This window comes from Neomelitea salexigens DSM 19753, assembly GCF_000422345.1.
In the GTDB taxonomy this organism is placed as follows: Bacteria; Pseudomonadota; Gammaproteobacteria; order Pseudomonadales; family Spongiibacteraceae; genus Spongiibacter; species Spongiibacter marinus_A.
On sequence record NZ_AULP01000006.1, the window covers coordinates 177743 to 194296 of the forward strand.

General features: G+C 57.2%; 21 protein-coding genes. 19 read left to right on the forward strand and 2 right to left on the reverse strand.

What is annotated here, in order from left to right:
- The first annotated feature begins 20 nt into the window (after positions 1–20).
- From H573_RS0111010 to H573_RS19060, 3 genes are read left to right on the forward strand one after another with little or no spacing between them, the layout of a single operon-like run.
- On the forward strand, positions 21–584 hold the full coding sequence (locus H573_RS0111010) for an RNA polymerase sigma factor (RefSeq protein ID WP_154653875.1): 564 nt from the start codon (positions 21–23) through the stop codon (positions 582–584).
- Positions 577–1005: a hypothetical protein gene (locus tag H573_RS0111015; RefSeq protein ID WP_027874329.1), complete on the forward strand. Its 429-nt coding sequence runs from the start codon at positions 577–579 to the stop codon at positions 1003–1005. The genes H573_RS0111010 and H573_RS0111015 overlap by 8 nt, the downstream gene beginning before the upstream one ends.
- Positions 1005–1478 (forward strand): periplasmic heavy metal sensor, encoded by a 474-nt coding sequence (locus H573_RS19060; protein ID WP_051171215.1) that lies wholly within the window; start codon positions 1005–1007, stop codon positions 1476–1478. The genes H573_RS0111015 and H573_RS19060 overlap by 1 nt, the downstream gene beginning before the upstream one ends.
- Here H573_RS19060 and H573_RS0111025 read toward each other — a convergent pair.
- Complete coding sequence (locus tag H573_RS0111025) at positions 1472–2089, reverse strand: transglycosylase SLT domain-containing protein (protein ID WP_234701866.1); 618 nt, start codon at positions 2087–2089, stop codon at positions 1472–1474. The two genes, H573_RS19060 and H573_RS0111025, sit on opposite strands and share 7 nt — an antisense overlap.
- Positions 2058–3785: a proline--tRNA ligase gene (locus H573_RS0111030; protein ID WP_027874331.1), complete on the reverse strand. Its 1728-nt coding sequence runs from the start codon at positions 3783–3785 to the stop codon at positions 2058–2060. Before H573_RS0111030 ends, H573_RS0111025 begins: the two co-directional genes overlap by 32 nt.
- Positions 3786–3883: 98 nt before the next feature.
- On the opposite strand from H573_RS0111030, the gene H573_RS17880 reads away from it, so the two are divergent.
- From H573_RS17880 to ybgF, 16 genes are all read left to right on the forward strand, one after another.
- Positions 3884–4309 (forward strand): HIT domain-containing protein, encoded by a 426-nt coding sequence (locus H573_RS17880; protein ID WP_036256539.1) that lies wholly within the window; start codon positions 3884–3886, stop codon positions 4307–4309.
- An 8-nt stretch (positions 4310–4317) separates the two neighbouring features.
- Complete coding sequence (gene lhgO / locus H573_RS0111040; RefSeq protein ID WP_027874332.1) at positions 4318–5517, forward strand: L-2-hydroxyglutarate oxidase; 1200 nt, start codon at positions 4318–4320, stop codon at positions 5515–5517.
- A gap of 208 nt (positions 5518–5725) precedes the next feature.
- Positions 5726–6121: an HU family DNA-binding protein gene (locus tag H573_RS0111045; protein WP_027874333.1), complete on the forward strand. Its 396-nt coding sequence runs from the start codon at positions 5726–5728 to the stop codon at positions 6119–6121.
- Positions 6122–6345: 224 nt separating this feature from the next.
- On the forward strand, positions 6346–6585 hold the full coding sequence (locus H573_RS0111050; protein ID WP_027874334.1) for an FmdB family zinc ribbon protein: 240 nt from the start codon (positions 6346–6348) through the stop codon (positions 6583–6585).
- A 56-nt stretch (positions 6586–6641) separates the two neighbouring features.
- Positions 6642–8411 carry an aspartate--tRNA ligase gene (gene aspS / locus H573_RS0111055; RefSeq protein WP_027874335.1) on the forward strand — a complete coding sequence of 590 codons (1770 nt, stop codon included), beginning with the start codon at positions 6642–6644 and terminating at the stop codon, positions 8409–8411.
- Positions 8412–8451: 40 nt separating this feature from the next.
- On the forward strand, positions 8452–9198 hold the full coding sequence (locus tag H573_RS0111060; protein ID WP_027874336.1) for a YebC/PmpR family DNA-binding transcriptional regulator: 747 nt from the start codon (positions 8452–8454) through the stop codon (positions 9196–9198).
- Positions 9199–9266: 68 nt separating this feature from the next.
- Positions 9267–9809, forward strand: a complete 543-nt coding sequence (gene ruvC, locus H573_RS0111065; protein ID WP_027874337.1) for a crossover junction endodeoxyribonuclease RuvC — start codon at positions 9267–9269, stop codon at positions 9807–9809.
- Entirely contained in the window at positions 9806–10405 is a 600-nt protein-coding gene (ruvA, locus tag H573_RS0111070; protein WP_027874338.1) for a Holliday junction branch migration protein RuvA, read from the forward strand. The genes ruvC and ruvA overlap by 4 nt, the downstream gene beginning before the upstream one ends.
- A 17-nt stretch (positions 10406–10422) precedes the next feature.
- The gene (gene ruvB / locus H573_RS0111075; protein ID WP_027874339.1) at positions 10423–11442 is read left to right on the forward strand and encodes a Holliday junction branch migration DNA helicase RuvB; all 1020 of its coding nucleotides are present in this window, start codon (positions 10423–10425) and stop codon (positions 11440–11442) included.
- Positions 11439–11855, forward strand: coding sequence for a tol-pal system-associated acyl-CoA thioesterase (ybgC, locus tag H573_RS0111080; RefSeq protein WP_027874340.1), 417 nt, complete (start codon positions 11439–11441; stop codon positions 11853–11855). The genes ruvB and ybgC overlap by 4 nt, the downstream gene beginning before the upstream one ends.
- A 29-nt stretch (positions 11856–11884) precedes the next feature.
- Complete coding sequence (tolQ, locus tag H573_RS0111085) at positions 11885–12559, forward strand: protein TolQ (RefSeq protein ID WP_027874341.1); 675 nt, start codon at positions 11885–11887, stop codon at positions 12557–12559.
- A gap of 11 nt (positions 12560–12570) precedes the next feature.
- Entirely contained in the window at positions 12571–13011 is a 441-nt protein-coding gene (gene tolR, locus H573_RS0111090; RefSeq protein WP_027874342.1) for a protein TolR, read from the forward strand.
- Between the two features lie 2 nt (positions 13012–13013).
- On the forward strand, positions 13014–13775 hold the full coding sequence (locus tag H573_RS0111095) for an energy transducer TonB (RefSeq protein ID WP_027874343.1): 762 nt from the start codon (positions 13014–13016) through the stop codon (positions 13773–13775).
- On the forward strand, positions 13775–15070 hold the full coding sequence (gene tolB, locus H573_RS0111100; protein ID WP_027874344.1) for a Tol-Pal system beta propeller repeat protein TolB: 1296 nt from the start codon (positions 13775–13777) through the stop codon (positions 15068–15070). Before H573_RS0111095 ends, tolB begins: the two co-directional genes overlap by 1 nt.
- Before the next feature lie 72 nt (positions 15071–15142).
- The gene (pal, locus tag H573_RS0111105; protein ID WP_027874345.1) at positions 15143–15640 is read left to right on the forward strand and encodes a peptidoglycan-associated lipoprotein Pal; all 498 of its coding nucleotides are present in this window, start codon (positions 15143–15145) and stop codon (positions 15638–15640) included.
- An 18-nt stretch (positions 15641–15658) separates the two neighbouring features.
- Complete coding sequence (gene ybgF, locus H573_RS0111110) at positions 15659–16453, forward strand: tol-pal system protein YbgF (protein WP_051171216.1); 795 nt, start codon at positions 15659–15661, stop codon at positions 16451–16453.
- Positions 16454–16554 lie beyond the last annotated feature (101 nt).

Below are 16554 nucleotides of genomic sequence, written 5' to 3' on the forward strand. Positions count from 1 at the left end.
GTGATACCGGCGGTGGTTGATTGGCAGCCAAGGCATGGAAGGTGGTGATGGTGTCTCGCGATGCCGCCCTGCTTGCGCGAACCGCCGAGGGCGATGCCCAGGCCTTTCAGCAGCTTGTCGACCGCCACAGTAGCGCGGTACTCAATGTGATCTATCGCATTGTGTTGTCGCGCGCAGATGCCGAAGACCTTTGCCAGGAAGTATTTGTGCGCCTGTGGAAACAGGCGCCGGCATGGCAGGACGAGGCAAAAGTTAGCACGTGGTTATATCGAGTGGCGAGCAATCTAGCGATCAATCACTATCAGCGCGTGCAACAGCGTTTTGTTTTGGACGGCGATCTTGCCGAACAGGTATCCGAAGCGTCAACGCCGCTGGACGACGAGCCGGGCGATTCGCCGGCATTGACGGCGGCCCTGTCAGCGTTGCCTGAAGAGCAGCGAGCGGCCATTGCTTTTCGCTACTATCGGGAAATGCCAGTGCGGGAAATTGCCGACGTGCTCGGCAATAGCCCCAAAGCGGTGGAATCGTTACTGGGGCGTGCGCGAAAGCGACTGCGGCAACTTTTAGGAGAGAACAATGACTAGCTATTTTCGGGCTTTGCAATGTTACGGCGCAAACCTCCGGGAGTGGCCGGCACATTTATGGCCAATTGCCTTGCTGGGGATGTTGAGTCGGCGTGGCCGTGCGGCTAGGCGGAATGCCCTCGCCGAAGAGGCATCGTGGCGGCGACAGTTGCAGAGCGATGGGCTGTCATTAGCGCCCAGCGCCGCCATGCAGCAGCGCTTGTCTGCCATTCCCGGTGCGCACCGCCAAGTGGTGCCCCCCCAGCGCCCCGTATTTTTGCCAGTAAGCATGGTGACGGCCGCGGCAATGGTGTTGGGTATTGCGATAGGGGCGACTGATTTAACATCGTCATCCAGTGTGTTTAGCGACGACTACCAAGCCTTTGCCAGCTTGGATATTGCGGGTAGCAGCGACGTTGCAGACTGGTTGGAGGGAGAGTGATGACAACGCGTAAAGGCCTGTTAATTGCGCTGGTGAGTTCGCTGGTGATCAATGCTCTGCTGATTGGTTCGTGGGTGGGCCACAGGTTGCACGGCGACCCGATCATGCATTCGATGAGCCGCCATATTTTGAAGCGCCCACCAGAAACACTGAGCGAACAGGCGCGAGAGGTGCTCAGGGCTGAGCGAGGCGCGATGCGCAAGGCTTATCGCAATCTGCGTGAAAAACGCCGTGGTGTGGCGGCGCTGCTGGCTGAGCAGCCGCTGGATACGGTGGCGCTGGCCGCCGCCTTGGCCGATGTGCGTGAGGCCGATGTTGCCCTGAAGCGGCTCAGTCACGAGGTGCTGCTGCAAGTGCTGCCGCCGATGCCACCGGAGGAGCGTTTGGCGATGTTGCGCCCTCACAAGCGCAAAGGGGGTCGGGCGTGCCCGACGAAGGAGCTTAGGAAGCCGCCGCAGCCACCGGTTCAGTAAATGCCACTGTAGTGCAGTTGGCCGTTGTACCAGCGTTTTTTCCAAGCGCGAAACACCCGGTCCGGATACCAGTTTTTGCCAAGGCTGCCGTTGTAGCGGGCCAGTGCGCGGCGCATATTGCCTTTCTCCCGCTTCAGATAGAACTGCAGAATCTGGCAGCCGTAGCGCAGGTTGGTGTCCATGTCGGTGAGGTTGTCGCTAGGGCGACCAATTTCGTTTTTCCAGAAGGGCATCACCTGCATTAAGCCCTGAGCGCCGACGCTGGAGATAGCAAAGCGGTCGAAGTAGCTTTCCACTTGAATGAGCGCCAGCACCAGTTCGGGGGGCAGGTCGGCGGCCTTGGCCTCACGGTGCACGCTGCGCAATAGCGCCAAGCGTTGCTCCGGTTCACGGATAATACTTGCCAGACGAGCTGACATATCTGTTAGCCAGACTTCAGCATCAAACCGGTCTTGGAAGCTGTCGTCGCGGTGCAGCGCTTCCTTCAAATACGCGGTTAGCGCGGCGCGCTCTGCCGGGTCCTGCGGCTGAGTCCAAGCGGTGCCCGCTATCAGCAGCAGGCACCCGGCAAGGGCGAGCTTAGACCAAGGCAACACGTTGCTGAATAACACGCATCAAGTCGTCGATAGCGATGTCTTCGTTGTCGCTAGCGCGGCGGTGTTTGTATTCCAGCAGGCCTTTGTCCAGCCCGCGGTCGCCAATCACGATGCGGTGAGGAATCCCCATCAACTCCATGTCGGCGAACTTCACGCCAGGACGCTCATTGCGATCATCGAGTAACACATCATAGCCGGCGGCTTTCAGTTGGCTGTAGAGCTGTTCTGCGGTGTCGCGCACACGCTCAGACTTCTGCATATTGAGTGGCACCAGGGCAATTTGGTAGGGCGCTATCGCGTCCGGCCAGATAATGCCCTTGTCGTCATTGTTCTGCTCAATGGCTGAGGCGACCACACGGGTTACCCCAATACCGTAGCAGCCCATAATCATGACCTGTTCCTTGCCTTGCTCGTTCAGCACGGTGGCGTTCAGGGCTTCTGAATACTTGGTGCCGAGCTGGAAGATATGGCCGACTTCGATGCCGCGCTTGATCTGCAGCTGACCCTTGCCGTCCGGGCTGGGGTCGCCGCTGACGACGTCGCGCAGATCGGCAATTTCGCCCAGCTCGACATCGCGCTGCCAGTTGACGCCGCGCAGGTGCATACCGTCTTCGTTGGCGCCGCAGATGAAGTCGCTGCAGTGCGCCGCGCTGCGGTCCACAATGCAGCGCAGGTTCAAGCCCACGGGGCCGATAGAGCCGGGTGCGCAATTGAGCGCCGCTTTAATGTCTTTCTCTTCGGCAAGGGTTAGCGGGCTGGCAATGCCAGGTAGTTTCTCTGCTTTGATTTCGTTGAGCTGGTGGTCGCCGCGCACGACCAGGGCGATCAAGGCTTGCTTGCCGTCTTCATCGGCTTCGCCGTATACCAGCAGCGTTTTCACCGTGCGCTCGGGCGCGCAATCGAAGAAGCGGCAAACGTCCTCAATGCTGCTCACCTCGGGGGTGGCTACTTTTTCCATGGTTTCGCTGGCAGCAGGGCGCTCGCCGGTGGGTGCTACGGCTTCTGCCATTTCTACATTGGCGGCGTAGTCGGAGCTGTCTGAGAAGGCAATGTCATCTTCGCCGGACTCTGCCAGTACGTGGAATTCATGGGAGGCGCTACCACCGATTGAGCCGGTATCGGCAATAACCGGACGGAAGTCCAAACCAAGGCGAGTAAATATCTGCGTGTAGGCGGCGTGCATTGTCTCGTAAGTCGCCTGCAGTGATTCCTGGTCATTATGGAAGGAGTAGGCATCCTTCATAATAAATTCACGTGAGCGCATAACGCCGAAACGGGGCCGAATCTCATCGCGGAATTTGGTTTGCACCTGATAGAAATTGGCGGGCAGTTGTTTGTAGCTGCGAATTTCATTGCGGATCAGGTCGGTAATTACTTCCTCGTGGGTGGGGCCGAGGCAAAATTCGCGCTGGTGACGGTCATTAATGCGCAGCAATTCCGCGCCGTACTGTTCCCAGCGACCAGACTCCTCCCAGAGTTCGGCAGGCTGCACCACAGGCATTAGCACTTCTTGAGCGCCTGCATTGTCCATTTCTTCGCGAATGATGCGCTCGACCTTGCGCAATACACGCAGGCCCAGCGGCAGCCAGGTATAGAGGCCGGTCGCCAGCTTGCGTATCATGCCGGCCCGCAGCATTAGCTGGTGGCTAATAACCTCGGCATCGGCAGGGGTTTCCTTTACAGTGGCAATAAGTGTTTGGCTAGCGCGCATGGTGGGTATCTGGCCTTAAAGCTGCGAATGAAGTCGCCGCATTTTACGATTGATAGCCAGCCCGGTACAGGGTGGGCCGCGTTTAATGGAGAAAGTAGATGTTTGAATTGCACCCACAACTGGCTGCCGACTGTGCTGTCGTCGGCGATTTGCCGCTCTGTCGTGTGCTGTTATTGAATGACAGCCAGTATCCCTGGCTAATTCTTGTGCCGCGTCAGGCGGGCTTGAAAGAGCTTTTTGAGCTGTCTGCGGAGCAGCGCACTCAGTACTGCCGTGAGTCCGACTTGGCCGCCGCCATTCTGACGCGGCAATTTAATGCAGAGAAATTGAATATTGCCGCCCTCGGCAATATGGTGCCGCAGCTGCACATTCATCATATCGCCCGCTTTACAGGCGACCCTTGTTGGCCCAAGCCGGTATGGGGGCAGCTGCCGCCGAAGGCCTACAGCGAGGCTGCGCTTACCCAGCGTCTGGGTGAACTGCGTCAGGCTTTTGCCGCAGACCCTGAGTTTTCAGCGGCCTAAACGTTGCCATGGCAGCACGCTACGACGTCATAGTGGTAGGCGCGGGCATTGTCGGTGCGGCGAGTGCCTGGCAGATTCTTCGTCAGTGGCCAGCGTGTCGCTTGTTGATCATAGAAAAAGAATCTGCGCCGGCCCGGCATCAGTCCAGTCATAACAGCGGCGTGGTGCACGCCGGCGTCTATTACCCGGCGGGAAGCCTCAAGGCGCGTATGTGCCGGGAGGGCTTACAGCAAACGCGGGATTTTTGTCAGCGTCACGCGCTGCCATTTCGTCAGTGTGGCAAGTGGATTGTCGCCGCGACGCCCGAACAAGTACCCGGCCTTAAAGCGCTCGAAATGCGGGCCAGGCAAAATGGTCTTGCGCCCACTTGGTTGAATGAGGGCGAGCTGCGCGAGCGCCAGCCAATGCTCGCCGGTGTAGCGGCGCTGTCGGTGAAGGAGTCAGCAATTGTTGATTACGCCGCTATTTGTCGCCAGTTACTACACGACGTACAGTACGCAGGAGGGGAGCTGCGCTGCGGCTTGCCGGTGGACCGTATCGATGAGCGCACCTCGGAGATCGTCGTGGGCAGTGGCGAGCAGACGTTTCACGCGCGACAGCTGCTCTGCTGTGCGGGGTTAATGTCGGACCGCTTGGCGCGATTGCAGGGTATAGATTGTGATTTTCGCATTATTCCCTTTCGCGGCGAATTCTATCGTTTGGCGCCGCGCTGTGATGATTGGGTGCCCCACTTGGTTTATCCGGTGCCCGACCCCACCCTGCCTTTTCTGGGTGTGCATCTAACACCCCGGGTAGGCGGTGGCGTGTTGGCGGGTCCCAATGCGATGCTGGCACTGGCGAGGGAGGGTTATCGCCGCAGGGATATCGATACTGCCTCACTGCGAGAAATGGGATCGTTCCCGGGGTTTTGGCGCCTTTTGGCTAGTCACTCCCGGGCGGGCTTGCGCGAGCTGCATAATGCGTTTTCGCCTGGTCATTACCTAAAAGGCTTGCAGCAATACTGTCCGGCGATTGAGTTACATGACCTGCTGCCTGCCCCTGCCGGGGTTAGGGCTCAAGCGGTTAGTCGACGCGGTGAGCTGCTCAATGATTTCCACTTTTTGCAGAGTGCTCGCAGTATTCATGTGGGCAATGCGCCGTCGCCCGCAGCGACGTCGGCCCTGCCAATCGGGGAGCATATCGCCGCCCAGGTGTTGGCTCGTCGATAAATTCCACGCAAAAAATAGGGGTTTTTGTGCGGATGTCGTATTTAAGCCTTGTTTTGCCGAGGCCAATCGACTATTAGTAGTGCGAGGCACGGCCTCGTTGTTGCGTGCACGCTTCTTTGCGAAGCGCCGGGCAGCGGCGAAGCGGTATCGGCTCAGTGCCAACTTTTACCGAGCAATAATAAACTTTCCCTGAACAGGACTGATCCCTATGGCGACACGTAAAACTGCTCCGAAAAAGGCCGCTGCCAAAGCAAAACCGGCGGCGAAGGCTGCCCCCAAGCGCAAAATGACGGCACTCAGTGAGAAGATGACCAAAACCCAGATCCTCAACGAGATTGCCACCAACACCGAACTTAGCCGCAAGCAAGTGGCCAGCGTGCTGGAAGAGCTCGAAGTGCTGATCGAACGCAGCATTAAAAAGCGCTCGTTGGGCGAATTTACCATTCCAGGCCTGATGAAAATTACCACCGTGAAAAAGCCTGCCACCAAGGCGCGCAAGGGTATCAACCCCTTTACCGGTGAAGAGACCACGTTTAAAGCCAAGCCCGCTAGTGTGGCGGTAAAAGTACGCCCACTGAAAAAGCTCAAGGACTTCGCCTCTTAAGCCCAGGCGTCAAAAGCCGCGCCGATACGTGCGATTCCGTCGTATCGGTGCGGCTTTTTTGTAGGTTTTTAACCCTTCTGCACTGATCGACATATTCCCGCTGTACTGCGTTTATCGCCGGCACTGCTTTGCGTTATAATCCCGCTCCTTTTTCTACCTGTGGTTGTGCCCGACGGTTTTTCCAGAAGGTCACGTTTTCATGATTTGTATTGGAGGGGATTCCAGTGCCCATTTATGAATATCAGTGTCAGGCCTGTCAGCACGAGCTGGAAGCCTTGCAAAAAATGAGTGATCCGGCGCTAGTTGAGTGTCCGCAGTGCCATGCCGACAAGCTGGTCAAGAAGATATCAGCAGCCGGTTTTCGCCTAAAAGGCGGCGGTTGGTATGAAACCGATTTTAAATCGGGTGGAAAGAAGAAAAATCTAGCTGGCGACGGCGGAGCCTCGTCGGGATCAGATAGCTAATTCAGGGGCCGCCAATTGCGGCCCGTTTATGACTTTACAAAAGCAGGAAAGAATCAATGCGCAGCCATTTTTGCGGGAGCCTCGGAAGCGAGCACATCGATCAGGACGTCACGATCTGCGGTTGGGTGGATCGTCGCCGCGACCACGGTGGGGTTATCTTTCTGGATATGCGCGACCGTGAGGGCATCGTCCAGGTCGTGTTTGACCCGGACACAGAAGAGCATTTTGCTACGGCAGACCGGGTGCGCAGCGAATATGTATTGAAGATTCGCGGCCGAGTCCGCGCCCGCGACGGCGCCACGGTTAACCCCAGTATGAAGACCGGTGAGATCGAAGTGCTGGGTAAAGAGATCGAGATTCTCAATGAATCCGAAACGCCGCCATTCCAGCTCGACGATCACACAGAGGTTGGCGAAGATGTGCGCCTGCGCTACCGCTACCTTGACCTGCGTCGCCCGCAGATCGCCGATAAATTGCGTTTGCGCGCCAAGGTGACCTCGGTATTGCGTCGCTACATGGACGAGCAGGGCTTCTTGGATATTGAAACGCCTATCCTGACCCGCGCAACCCCCGAGGGTGCCCGCGATTATCTGGTGCCCAGCCGCACCCACGGCGGTAAATTCTTCGCGCTGCCTCAATCACCTCAGCTGTTTAAGCAGCTGCTGATGGTGTCCGGCTTCGACCGCTACTACCAGATTGCCAAGTGCTTCCGCGACGAAGACCTGCGCGCCGATCGCCAGCCTGAATTTACCCAGATCGATATCGAAACTTCCTTTATGGACGACAAGCAGATTATGGCTGTCGCAGAAGGCATGATCCGCGATCTGTTCAAAGAAGTGTTGGACCTGGATCTGGGCGACTTCCCGCACATGCCATACGCCGAGGCAATGAACCGCTACGGCAGCGACAAGCCAGACTTGCGTATTCCGCTGGAGCTGGTTGACGTTGGCGATTTGATGGCCGAAGTCGAGTTCAAAGTATTCTCTGGCCCGGCAACCAACCCAAAAGGCCGCGTTGCTGCCCTGAAAGTGCCCGGTGGCAACGATAAGCTGAGCCGTAAGCAAATAGATGAATACACCAAGTTTGTCGGTATCTACGGCGCGAAGGGCTTGGCGTATATCAAGGTCAACGACAAGTCCGACCTTGAGGGCGGCCTGCAGTCACCCATTGTTAAATTCCTCCCCGAGCCAGTGCGCGCCGCGATTTTGGAGCGTGTTTCCGCCGAAAATGGCGACTTGATCTTCTTCGGCGCCGACAGCGCCAAAGTCGTCAACGAAGCCCTGGGCGCATTGCGTTGCAAGCTGGGTGAAGACCTCGATCTCTACACCGCCGAGTGGGCGCCACTGTGGGTTGTTGACTTCCCCATGTTCGAAGAAGATGACAAGGGCGGTTGGACCAGTCTCCACCACCCATTCACCGCGCCTTCGTGCAGCCCGCAAGAGCTGGAAAATGCGCCCGGCGACGCCCTGTCTATTGCCTATGACATGGTGCTCAACGGCACCGAGCTGGGCGGCGGCTCGGTCCGTATTCACCGCTCGGAGATGCAGGAAGCGGTATTCCGCGTACTGGGCATTAGCGACGAAGAAGCCAGCGAAAAATTTGGCTTCCTGCTCGACGCACTGAAATACGGTGCGCCCCCGCACGGTGGTTTGGCCTTCGGTCTGGATCGCTTGGTAATGCTGATGAGCGATGCGAAGTCGATTCGCGACGTGATCGCCTTCCCCAAAACGCAAACGGCGGCCTGTGTGATGACCGACGCGCCTGGCGTGGTAGAAACCCGTCAACTCAGCGAGTTGAGCATTCGTCTGCGTAAAAACGAAGAGTAAGTAACACGGCGGCAGGGTAGGGCCGCCGAGTGAGGGAGCTATGGCGGGTCACAGTAAATGGGCCAATATCAAACACCGCAAAGCGGCGCAGGACGCCAAACGCGGCAAGGTATTTACCAAGCTGATTCGCGAGTTAGTGGTTGCCGCCCGCGCGGGCGGCCCACAGCCTGAAGACAATCCCCGACTGCGCGCGGCGGTCGACAAGGCGCTTGGCGCCAATATGAAGCGCGATACCATCGATAAAGCCATCGCGCGCGGCGCCGGCAATGCCGAGGGTGACAACTACGACGAAGTCACCTACGAAGGCTACGGTGTTGGTGGTGTTGCCGTGCTGGTGGAATGCATGACCGACAACCGCAATCGCACGGTCGCGGATGTGCGCCATGCGTTTAGCAAGCGCGGTGGCAACCTCGGTACTGACGGCTCGGTCGCCTATTTGTTTGATCGCCTGGGGCAGATTCTCTACCCGCCGGGTGTTAATGAAGAGCAGGTGATGGAGGTAGCGCTGGAGGCCGGTGCCGACGACGTGATTGACCACGACGATGGCAGCGTCGAAGTGCTTACCCCTTGGGAAGAATTTCTGGCGGTAAAAGACGCGATGCAGGCGGCGGGTTTGGAGCACGAGTCGGCCGATGTCATCATGCAGCCTTCCACCTCTGTGACGCTGGACAGAGCCGGCGCTGAGAAGGTGATGGGCTTGGTGGACATGCTCGAAGACCTCGACGATGTGCAAAATGTCTATACCAATGCCGACATCCCCGATGCGGTGCTTGCCGAGCTGGAGTAAGCAAGTGTGATTGTCATTTCGCTGTGTGATCTGTGCATAATAGGCGCAGTTTTGAACAGTGATACGCTATGACAATTATTCTTGGCATCGACCCCGGTTCGCAGAAAACGGGCTTTGGTCTGATCTCGATTGAAGGTCGTCGTCACCGCTATGTCAGCAGTGGTGTCATTCGCTTGCCACAGGGCGCACTGCCTGAGCGCCTTAAAATTATCTACCGCAGCCTGTCGACCATTATCGGCGAGTACCGTCCCGATGAAGCCGCGGTGGAAGAGGTGTTTATGTCCAAAAGTGCTGGCTCGGCACTTAAATTGGGGCAAGCGCGCGGCGCGGCGGTGGTGGCCTGCGTGTCTGAAGATATCCCGGTTGCGGAATACACCGCGCGACAGATAAAAAAAGCGGTGGTGGGTACCGGCGCCGCAAATAAAGATCAGATCCAGCATATGGTGCAAGTCTTGCTCAAACTGCCGGCGGCGCCCCAGGAAGATGCCGCGGATGCTCTGGCCGCGGCCATTTGCCACGCCCATGCCCGGGAAGGCTTGCACAGTATGTCAGAACCCCTTACTGCCGCGCGCCTGCGCCGCGGCCGACTTAGCGCTAAGGTAAATTCATGATTGCTCGTTTGCGCGGTGTCTTGCTGGAAAAGCAGGCCCCGGAAATTGTGGTGGATATCAACGGCCTCGGTTACGAAGTCCTGGTGCCGATGACCACCCTCTATAACCTGCCGCCGCTGGGCGAAGAGGTGTCGCTCTACACTCAGTTTATTGTCCGCGAGGACGCGCAATTGCTGTTTGGTTTTAGCGACACCCGCTCGCGGCAGCTGTTTCGCGACCTGATCAAAGTTAACGGCGTCGGCCCCAAGCTTGCCTTGACGGTGATGTCGGGAATCGACAGCGACGATTTTGTGCGTTGCGTGCAAGAGGGCGACACCGCATCGCTGGTCCGACTGCCCGGCGTGGGCAAGAAGACCGCAGAGCGGCTGATCATGGAAATGAAAGACCGCTTGGAAAGCTGGGCGCCGTCGGCAGCGGCATCGCCCGCTGTGGCTGCGCAGCCCTCAGCTTCGGCGGTGTTGGCCGAAGCTGAGGCGGCTCTGGTAGCCTTGGGCTATAAACCCCAGGAAGCCAGCAAGGCGATTAATGCTCTGGACACCGAAGGGCAGACAAGCGAAGCGCTGATTCGCGCCGCATTGAAGAATATGGTCAGCTAATCACGCTGGAAAACACTATGATAGAAGTCGATCGCCTGATTGCCCCCGAGCCTGTGGAAGGCGCCGAAGAGCGTTTTGACCGCGCCATTCGTCCAAAAAGTCTCGAGGACTATATCGGTCAGCAAGCGGTTCGCGAGCAAATGGACATTTTCGTCGATGCCGCGCGTCGTCGCAGTGAACCCCTCGACCACACCCTTATTTTTGGTCCGCCCGGGCTGGGTAAAACCACCTTGGCCAATATTTTGGCCAATGAAATGGGCGTATCGCTGCGAACTACCTCAGGCCCGGTGCTGGAAAAAGCCGGTGACCTCGCGGCCTTGATGACCAATCTCGATGAAGGCGATGTGTTGTTCATCGACGAGATCCACCGCCTCAGCCCCCATATTGAAGAGATCCTCTATCCGGCGATGGAGGATTATCAGCTCGATATTATGATCGGTGAAGGCCCCGCGGCGCGATCGATCAAGCTCGACCTGCCGCCCTTTACTCTGGTGGGGGCAACTACCCGTGCGGGACTGCTCACTTCACCGCTGCGCGATCGCTTTGGCATTGTTCAGCGCCTGGAGTTTTACGGCGTCAACGACCTCTCCACCATTGTTAGCCGCTCGGCGGCGATCCTCGGTATGACCATCGACGACGACGGCGCCAAAGAAATCGCCATGCGCTCGCGCGGCACACCGCGTATTGCCAATCGCCTGCTGCGGCGTGTTCGCGACTACGCGGAAGTCAAAGCCGATGGCAATGTCAGTGCCGACGTGGCCGATGCGGCGCTGAATATGCTCAATGTCGATAATCGCGGTTTCGATCATCTGGACCGCCGCCTGCTGCTGGCCATGATCGAAAAATTTGACGGCGGCCCTGTGGGTATTGAAAGCCTGGCGGCTGCCATCAGTGAGGAGCGCGGCACCATTGAGGATGTGCTCGAGCCCTATTTAATACAGCAGGGCTACATTATGCGCACACCGCGTGGTCGCGTGGTCACTAACCACGCTTATCAGCATTTCGGATTGAGCCGGCCAGACGGGGCCGACCAATGAGCGCGGAATTCTCGCTGCCACTGCGGGTCTACATCGAAGACACCGACGCCGGTGGCATCGTCTACTATGTCAACTATCTGAAGTATATGGAGCGGGCGCGAACCGAATATATGCGCGAGCGCGGCTTTGCGAAAGCTGCTATGGCCGATGATGGTTTGCTCATGGTGGTTCGCGACGTGCAGGCGCGCTACCACGCCTCGGCGAAGCTGGATGATGTGCTGCGCGTCACGGCAAATATAAAATCTCTGCGTCCGACGGCACTAATGTTTGAACAGCATGTCTATCGCGACCAAGAGTTACTGTGCGAGGCAAGCATACAGATCGCTTGTGTCGACCCGCTTGTTGGGCGGGCAAGACGATTGCCAAAGACTATTTATCAGGTGTTGGCTGCCGAGGCCGAAACCGGTCAGTAACAAAAAATTCGATTCAGAGGGGAGCTGCTGTGGAGCAAGACCTGTCCATTATTACGCTGATTAGTCAGGCCAGCCTTTTTGTGCAGGCGATCATGGCTATTTTGGTGCTGGCATCGCTGCTGTCGTGGTATGCAATTGCCCAGCGGGTGATGTATTTCTCCATGGCCGAGCGGGAAATGAAGCGCTTTGAGGCGCAGTTTTGGTCGGGGGGCGATTTGAACACCCTCTATCAAGAAGGCAGTAACAAACAGGGCTTGGCAGTGGGCATGGAAAGCATCTTTCGCGCCGGCTTCAAAGAGTTCAGCCGCATGGCCCAGCGCAATATCGACTCCGACGCGGTGATGGAAGGCTGTCAGCGGGCGATGCGCGTTGCCATTTCGCGCGAAGAAGAACACATGGAAAAGAGCTTGCCCTTCCTGGCAACGGTCGGCTCCACCAGCCCTTACATCGGCCTGCTTGGCACAGTGTGGGGCATTATGGGGTCTTTCCACGGTCTGGCGCAGGTACAGCAAGCCACACTGGCGACGGTAGCACCGGGTATTTCTGAGGCGCTAGTGGCAACGGCAATGGGGTTGATCGCTGCGATCCCGGCGGTGATGTCCTATAACCGTTTTTCCGCCAAACTCGATTCGTATATGGGCAAATATGAAACCTTTGCCGACGAATTCTCCAGCCTGCTGCACCGCCAGGTTCACGTGCGCTAAGGGGCACAGACATGAGTCGTCGCAATAAACGCAAAGCCATGTCGGACATTAACGTCGTCCCCTATATCGACGTAATGCTGGTGCTGTTGATCGTCTTTATGGTGACCGCGCCGATGTTGGTTCAAGGGGTGCAGGTTGACTTACCCGAGGCCTCGACCGAGCCGGTACCGCCCACCGATGATGACCCGATCATCGTCTCGGTGGATAAGAACGGCCGCTACTATGTGAGCCTTGGCGACCCGGATAAACAGGGCGAGCCGGTGCCGCTGGCCGAGATCGGTGAAAAGCTCAGTAAAATCCTGCGCAACAAACCCAAAACGCCGGTGATGGTGCGCGGCGACAACGCCGTTGAGTACGGCGCGGTGGTGGCGGCTATGGCCGTATTGCAGGGCGCTGGCGCGCCATCGGTAGGTTTGATTACCGAAGAACCGCCGGCGGCGGGGCGCAAGTAAACATGCAGGGCTTCCGTTTAATTCCGGCAATGGTCACACTTTTGCTGCACGGCCTGGTGGCTGCCGTGTTGCTTATTGGCCTGCCCGGTATTAGCGACAGCCAGGAGCTTAAGCCAAAGCCAGTGGTGATTCAGGCGAAGCTGGTTATCGACAAAGTCCCGCCCAGTCGCGCTAAACCCGCGCAGCCAGCCAAGCCCAAGCCCGCGCCTAAACCAAAGCCGGTGGTGAAGCCTAAACCGGAAGTAAAGCCCAAGCCTGCGCCTAAGCCTAAACCCAAGCCGAAGCCTGCTCCCAAGCCCAAGGGGCCAACAGCGGAAGAAATTCGCCAGAAAAAAGCGGCTGAGAAAGCGGCGGAAGAAGCCAAACAGCGCGCGCTGCAGGAGCAGATTCGCAAACAGCAACAAGAGGAATTGGCGGCGGCGCTGGCGTCTGAGGATGCCGCGTTGGAGGAAGCCGAGCTGGTTAGCAGTTACGAGGACCTCATCGCCCAGCTAGTGGTGAACAACTGGTCGCGCCCGCCCAGCGCCCGCAACGGTATGTCGGTGACGGTTGCCATTCGCACATTGCCAACAGGGGAAATTATTAGCGCCTCAGTAGTCAAAGGCAGCGGCAACGAGGCTTTTGATCAATCTGCCTTACGCGCTGTCAAAGGTCTGGGAGAAATCGCTGAGCTGGGTGAGCTCGCCCAGCAAAATCGCGCTGCCTACGAGCGGAAATTCCGTCATTTCCAATTTAAATTTGAGCCAACTGATTTGAGACGATAATGCGAAAACCGCTAATAATAACGCTGTTACTGCTGCTGTGGACGCTGCCGAGCGTCGCTGACCTCACCATTGAAATTAATGAGGGCAAAGACGACCCCGTGCCCATCGCCGTTGTGCCATTTGGTTGGAAGGCCGGCGTGACCCTGCGCGAGGATGTGGCATCCATTGTTGAACGCGACCTGCACCGCAGCGGTCTGTTCGAGCCATTGAGTCGCGCCGACATGCTCAGTCGTCCGGCCAATGCCAACGAAGTCTACTACCGCGACTGGAAAAGCCTCGGTGTTGACTATGTGGTGGTCGGTGAGCTGAGTTTTGGCCGCGACAACAACCTGGTCGCCCGCTACGAGCTACTTGATGTGAATACCCAGCGCAGCATCCTGCAGGGGGAAGAGTCGCAGAGTTTTGACAAAGTGCGCTTTCTCGCTCACACCATTAGCGACCGCATATACGAAAAATTAACCAATGTTCGCGGGGCATTCCGTACTCAGCTGCTATATGTGTCGGCGGTGCGTGAAGGGGACAACCGTTTTCGCTACCGTTTGCTGAAAAGCGATATCGACGGCGTGGGTGAGGAGGTGTTGGCCGACAGCATGGAGCCAATTTTGGCGCCGACATGGTCACCCGATGGCAAGAATATTGCCTATGTTTCATTCAGAACGACGCGTCCTGCGATATATTTACATAATTTGCAGACCGGCCAACGGAAACAATTAACGAATTTCCGCGGTCTTAATGGTGCTCCGGCATTTTCGCCGGACGGAAAACAATTGGCCATGGTGCTATCTAAAGACGGTAGCCCTGATATATACGTGATGGATCTGGCAAGCCAGAGCCTTAAAAAGGTGACCAATCACTTTGCCATCGACACCGAGCCCGCTTGGGCTCCGGATGGAAAGTCGATCTATTTTACGTCGGACCGAGGCGGTAAGCCGCAGATTTACCGAGTAGAATTGGCGTCAGGAAGTGTCGAACGTGTCACCTTTGAAGGTGACTACAATGCCCGCGCCAGGATATTGGGCGACGGCTTGGGGCTGGTTATGGTACACAGGGTGCAGGGCAGGTTTCATATTGCCGTCCAGGACTTCAAGCGCAACCGAGTGGAGATACTAACCTCCACCGACTTGGATGAATCGCCCAGTGTCGCTCCCAATGGCAGTATGTTGTTGTATTCTACAACGTACAACGGCAAAGGGGTGTTGGCAGCAGTATCTGTGGATGGCGGTGTGCGTTACCGCTTGCCATCCCGGTTTGGAGATGTGCGTGAGCCGGCGTGGTCGCCTTTTCTGTATGAGTAGTGGCCGGATAAAATCCTGCAGATAAATGGTTTATCTGCAACTGAAAGTAAACTTTGCAAGTGGGGAAATACAATGAAATACCAATCTAAGTTGTTCCTGGGTGTTGCCTTAGCCGGTGCTTTGCTCACAGGTTGTGCGTCAAACGATACTGACAGCAGCGGCCAAACCAGCGATATGAACACCTACTCTGAGCCAACTCAGAGCATGGAATCTGATGTGTCGGCATACGAAGCGCAAGAGCCAGAAGTGGTTCTGGAAAACATCTTCTACTTCGAATTCGACCAAGCCACGCTGACCGCTGAAGCGCGCCGCAACCTGGACGCACAGATTGCCCGTCTGCAAAAAACCACTGGCCCTATTCGCCTGGAAGGTCACGCTGACGAGCGCGGTACTCGCGAGTACAATATGGCCCTGGGTGAGCGTCGTGCCAACTCCGTTGCCGACTACATGGCAATCAACGGCATTGCTCGCTACCGTATTGAAACCGTAAGCTACGGTGAAGAGCGTCCTATCGCTTTCGGTCAGTCTGAGTCTGCGTACTCTAAAAACCGTCGCGTAGAACTTAAGTAATAGAAATAAGGCAAGCTGATGCAACTGAAAAAAACCGTGATGATCGCCCTGCTGGCGTCTGGCCCTTCGGTATGGGCCCAGGCTCCGGTGGAGGATATCAATGACCCAAACCGGCGCAACAATGCCGGGGCGGGCCTGGAAGCGGGCATCTACCAGCAGCTTCAGCAGCTCCAGCAAGAGATTATGGCGCTGCGTGGAACGGTAGAAGAGCAGGGGCATCAGCTTCGTCAATTGAAGCAACAAAGTCTGGACCGTTATATCGATATGGATCGACGGCTCAGCAGTGTGGCGGGGGGCGCGGCGGCAGCTGCACCCGCTGCTACTGACGCGCTTCCTCCCGCTGCGGCGCCTGCGACAAGCACTGCACCGGCAGATCAACAAAGCACTGAGGCACCTGCTCCGGCAAGCACCGATAATGGCCTTACCGGCAAACCCTCGGTCGACTATGCACAGGCATACAGCCTGGTGAAGGCGCGCCAATACACCGACGCCATTACCGCCTTCGAAGCCTACGTAAAAGCCTATCCCTCCGAGCGCTACACGCCCAATGCCTGGTATTGGCTGGGAGAGCTCTATGTGGCGATTTCACCACAAAACCTGGAGGCCTCGTCTGCCGCTTTCCAAAAGCTGTTAGCCGACTACCCCGAAAACGGCAAAGTACCCGCCGCCATGTACAAGCTGGCAACGGTCTACTTCCTGCAGGATGACAAAGACAAAGCGCGTGAAATGCTCACCCACGTTATCGACCGCTACGGCAACACCGGTAATTCGGCGGTGATAAAAGCCCGCGAATTCCTACGCAAGAATTACTAACAGCCAAGAGTTGCTAATAGCCAATAGTGACTCATAAAGAGCCACCGCATTCGCTGCGCGTTGCCCTCGGGCGGCTCAGCTCTTAAAATAGCGCCCTTTGG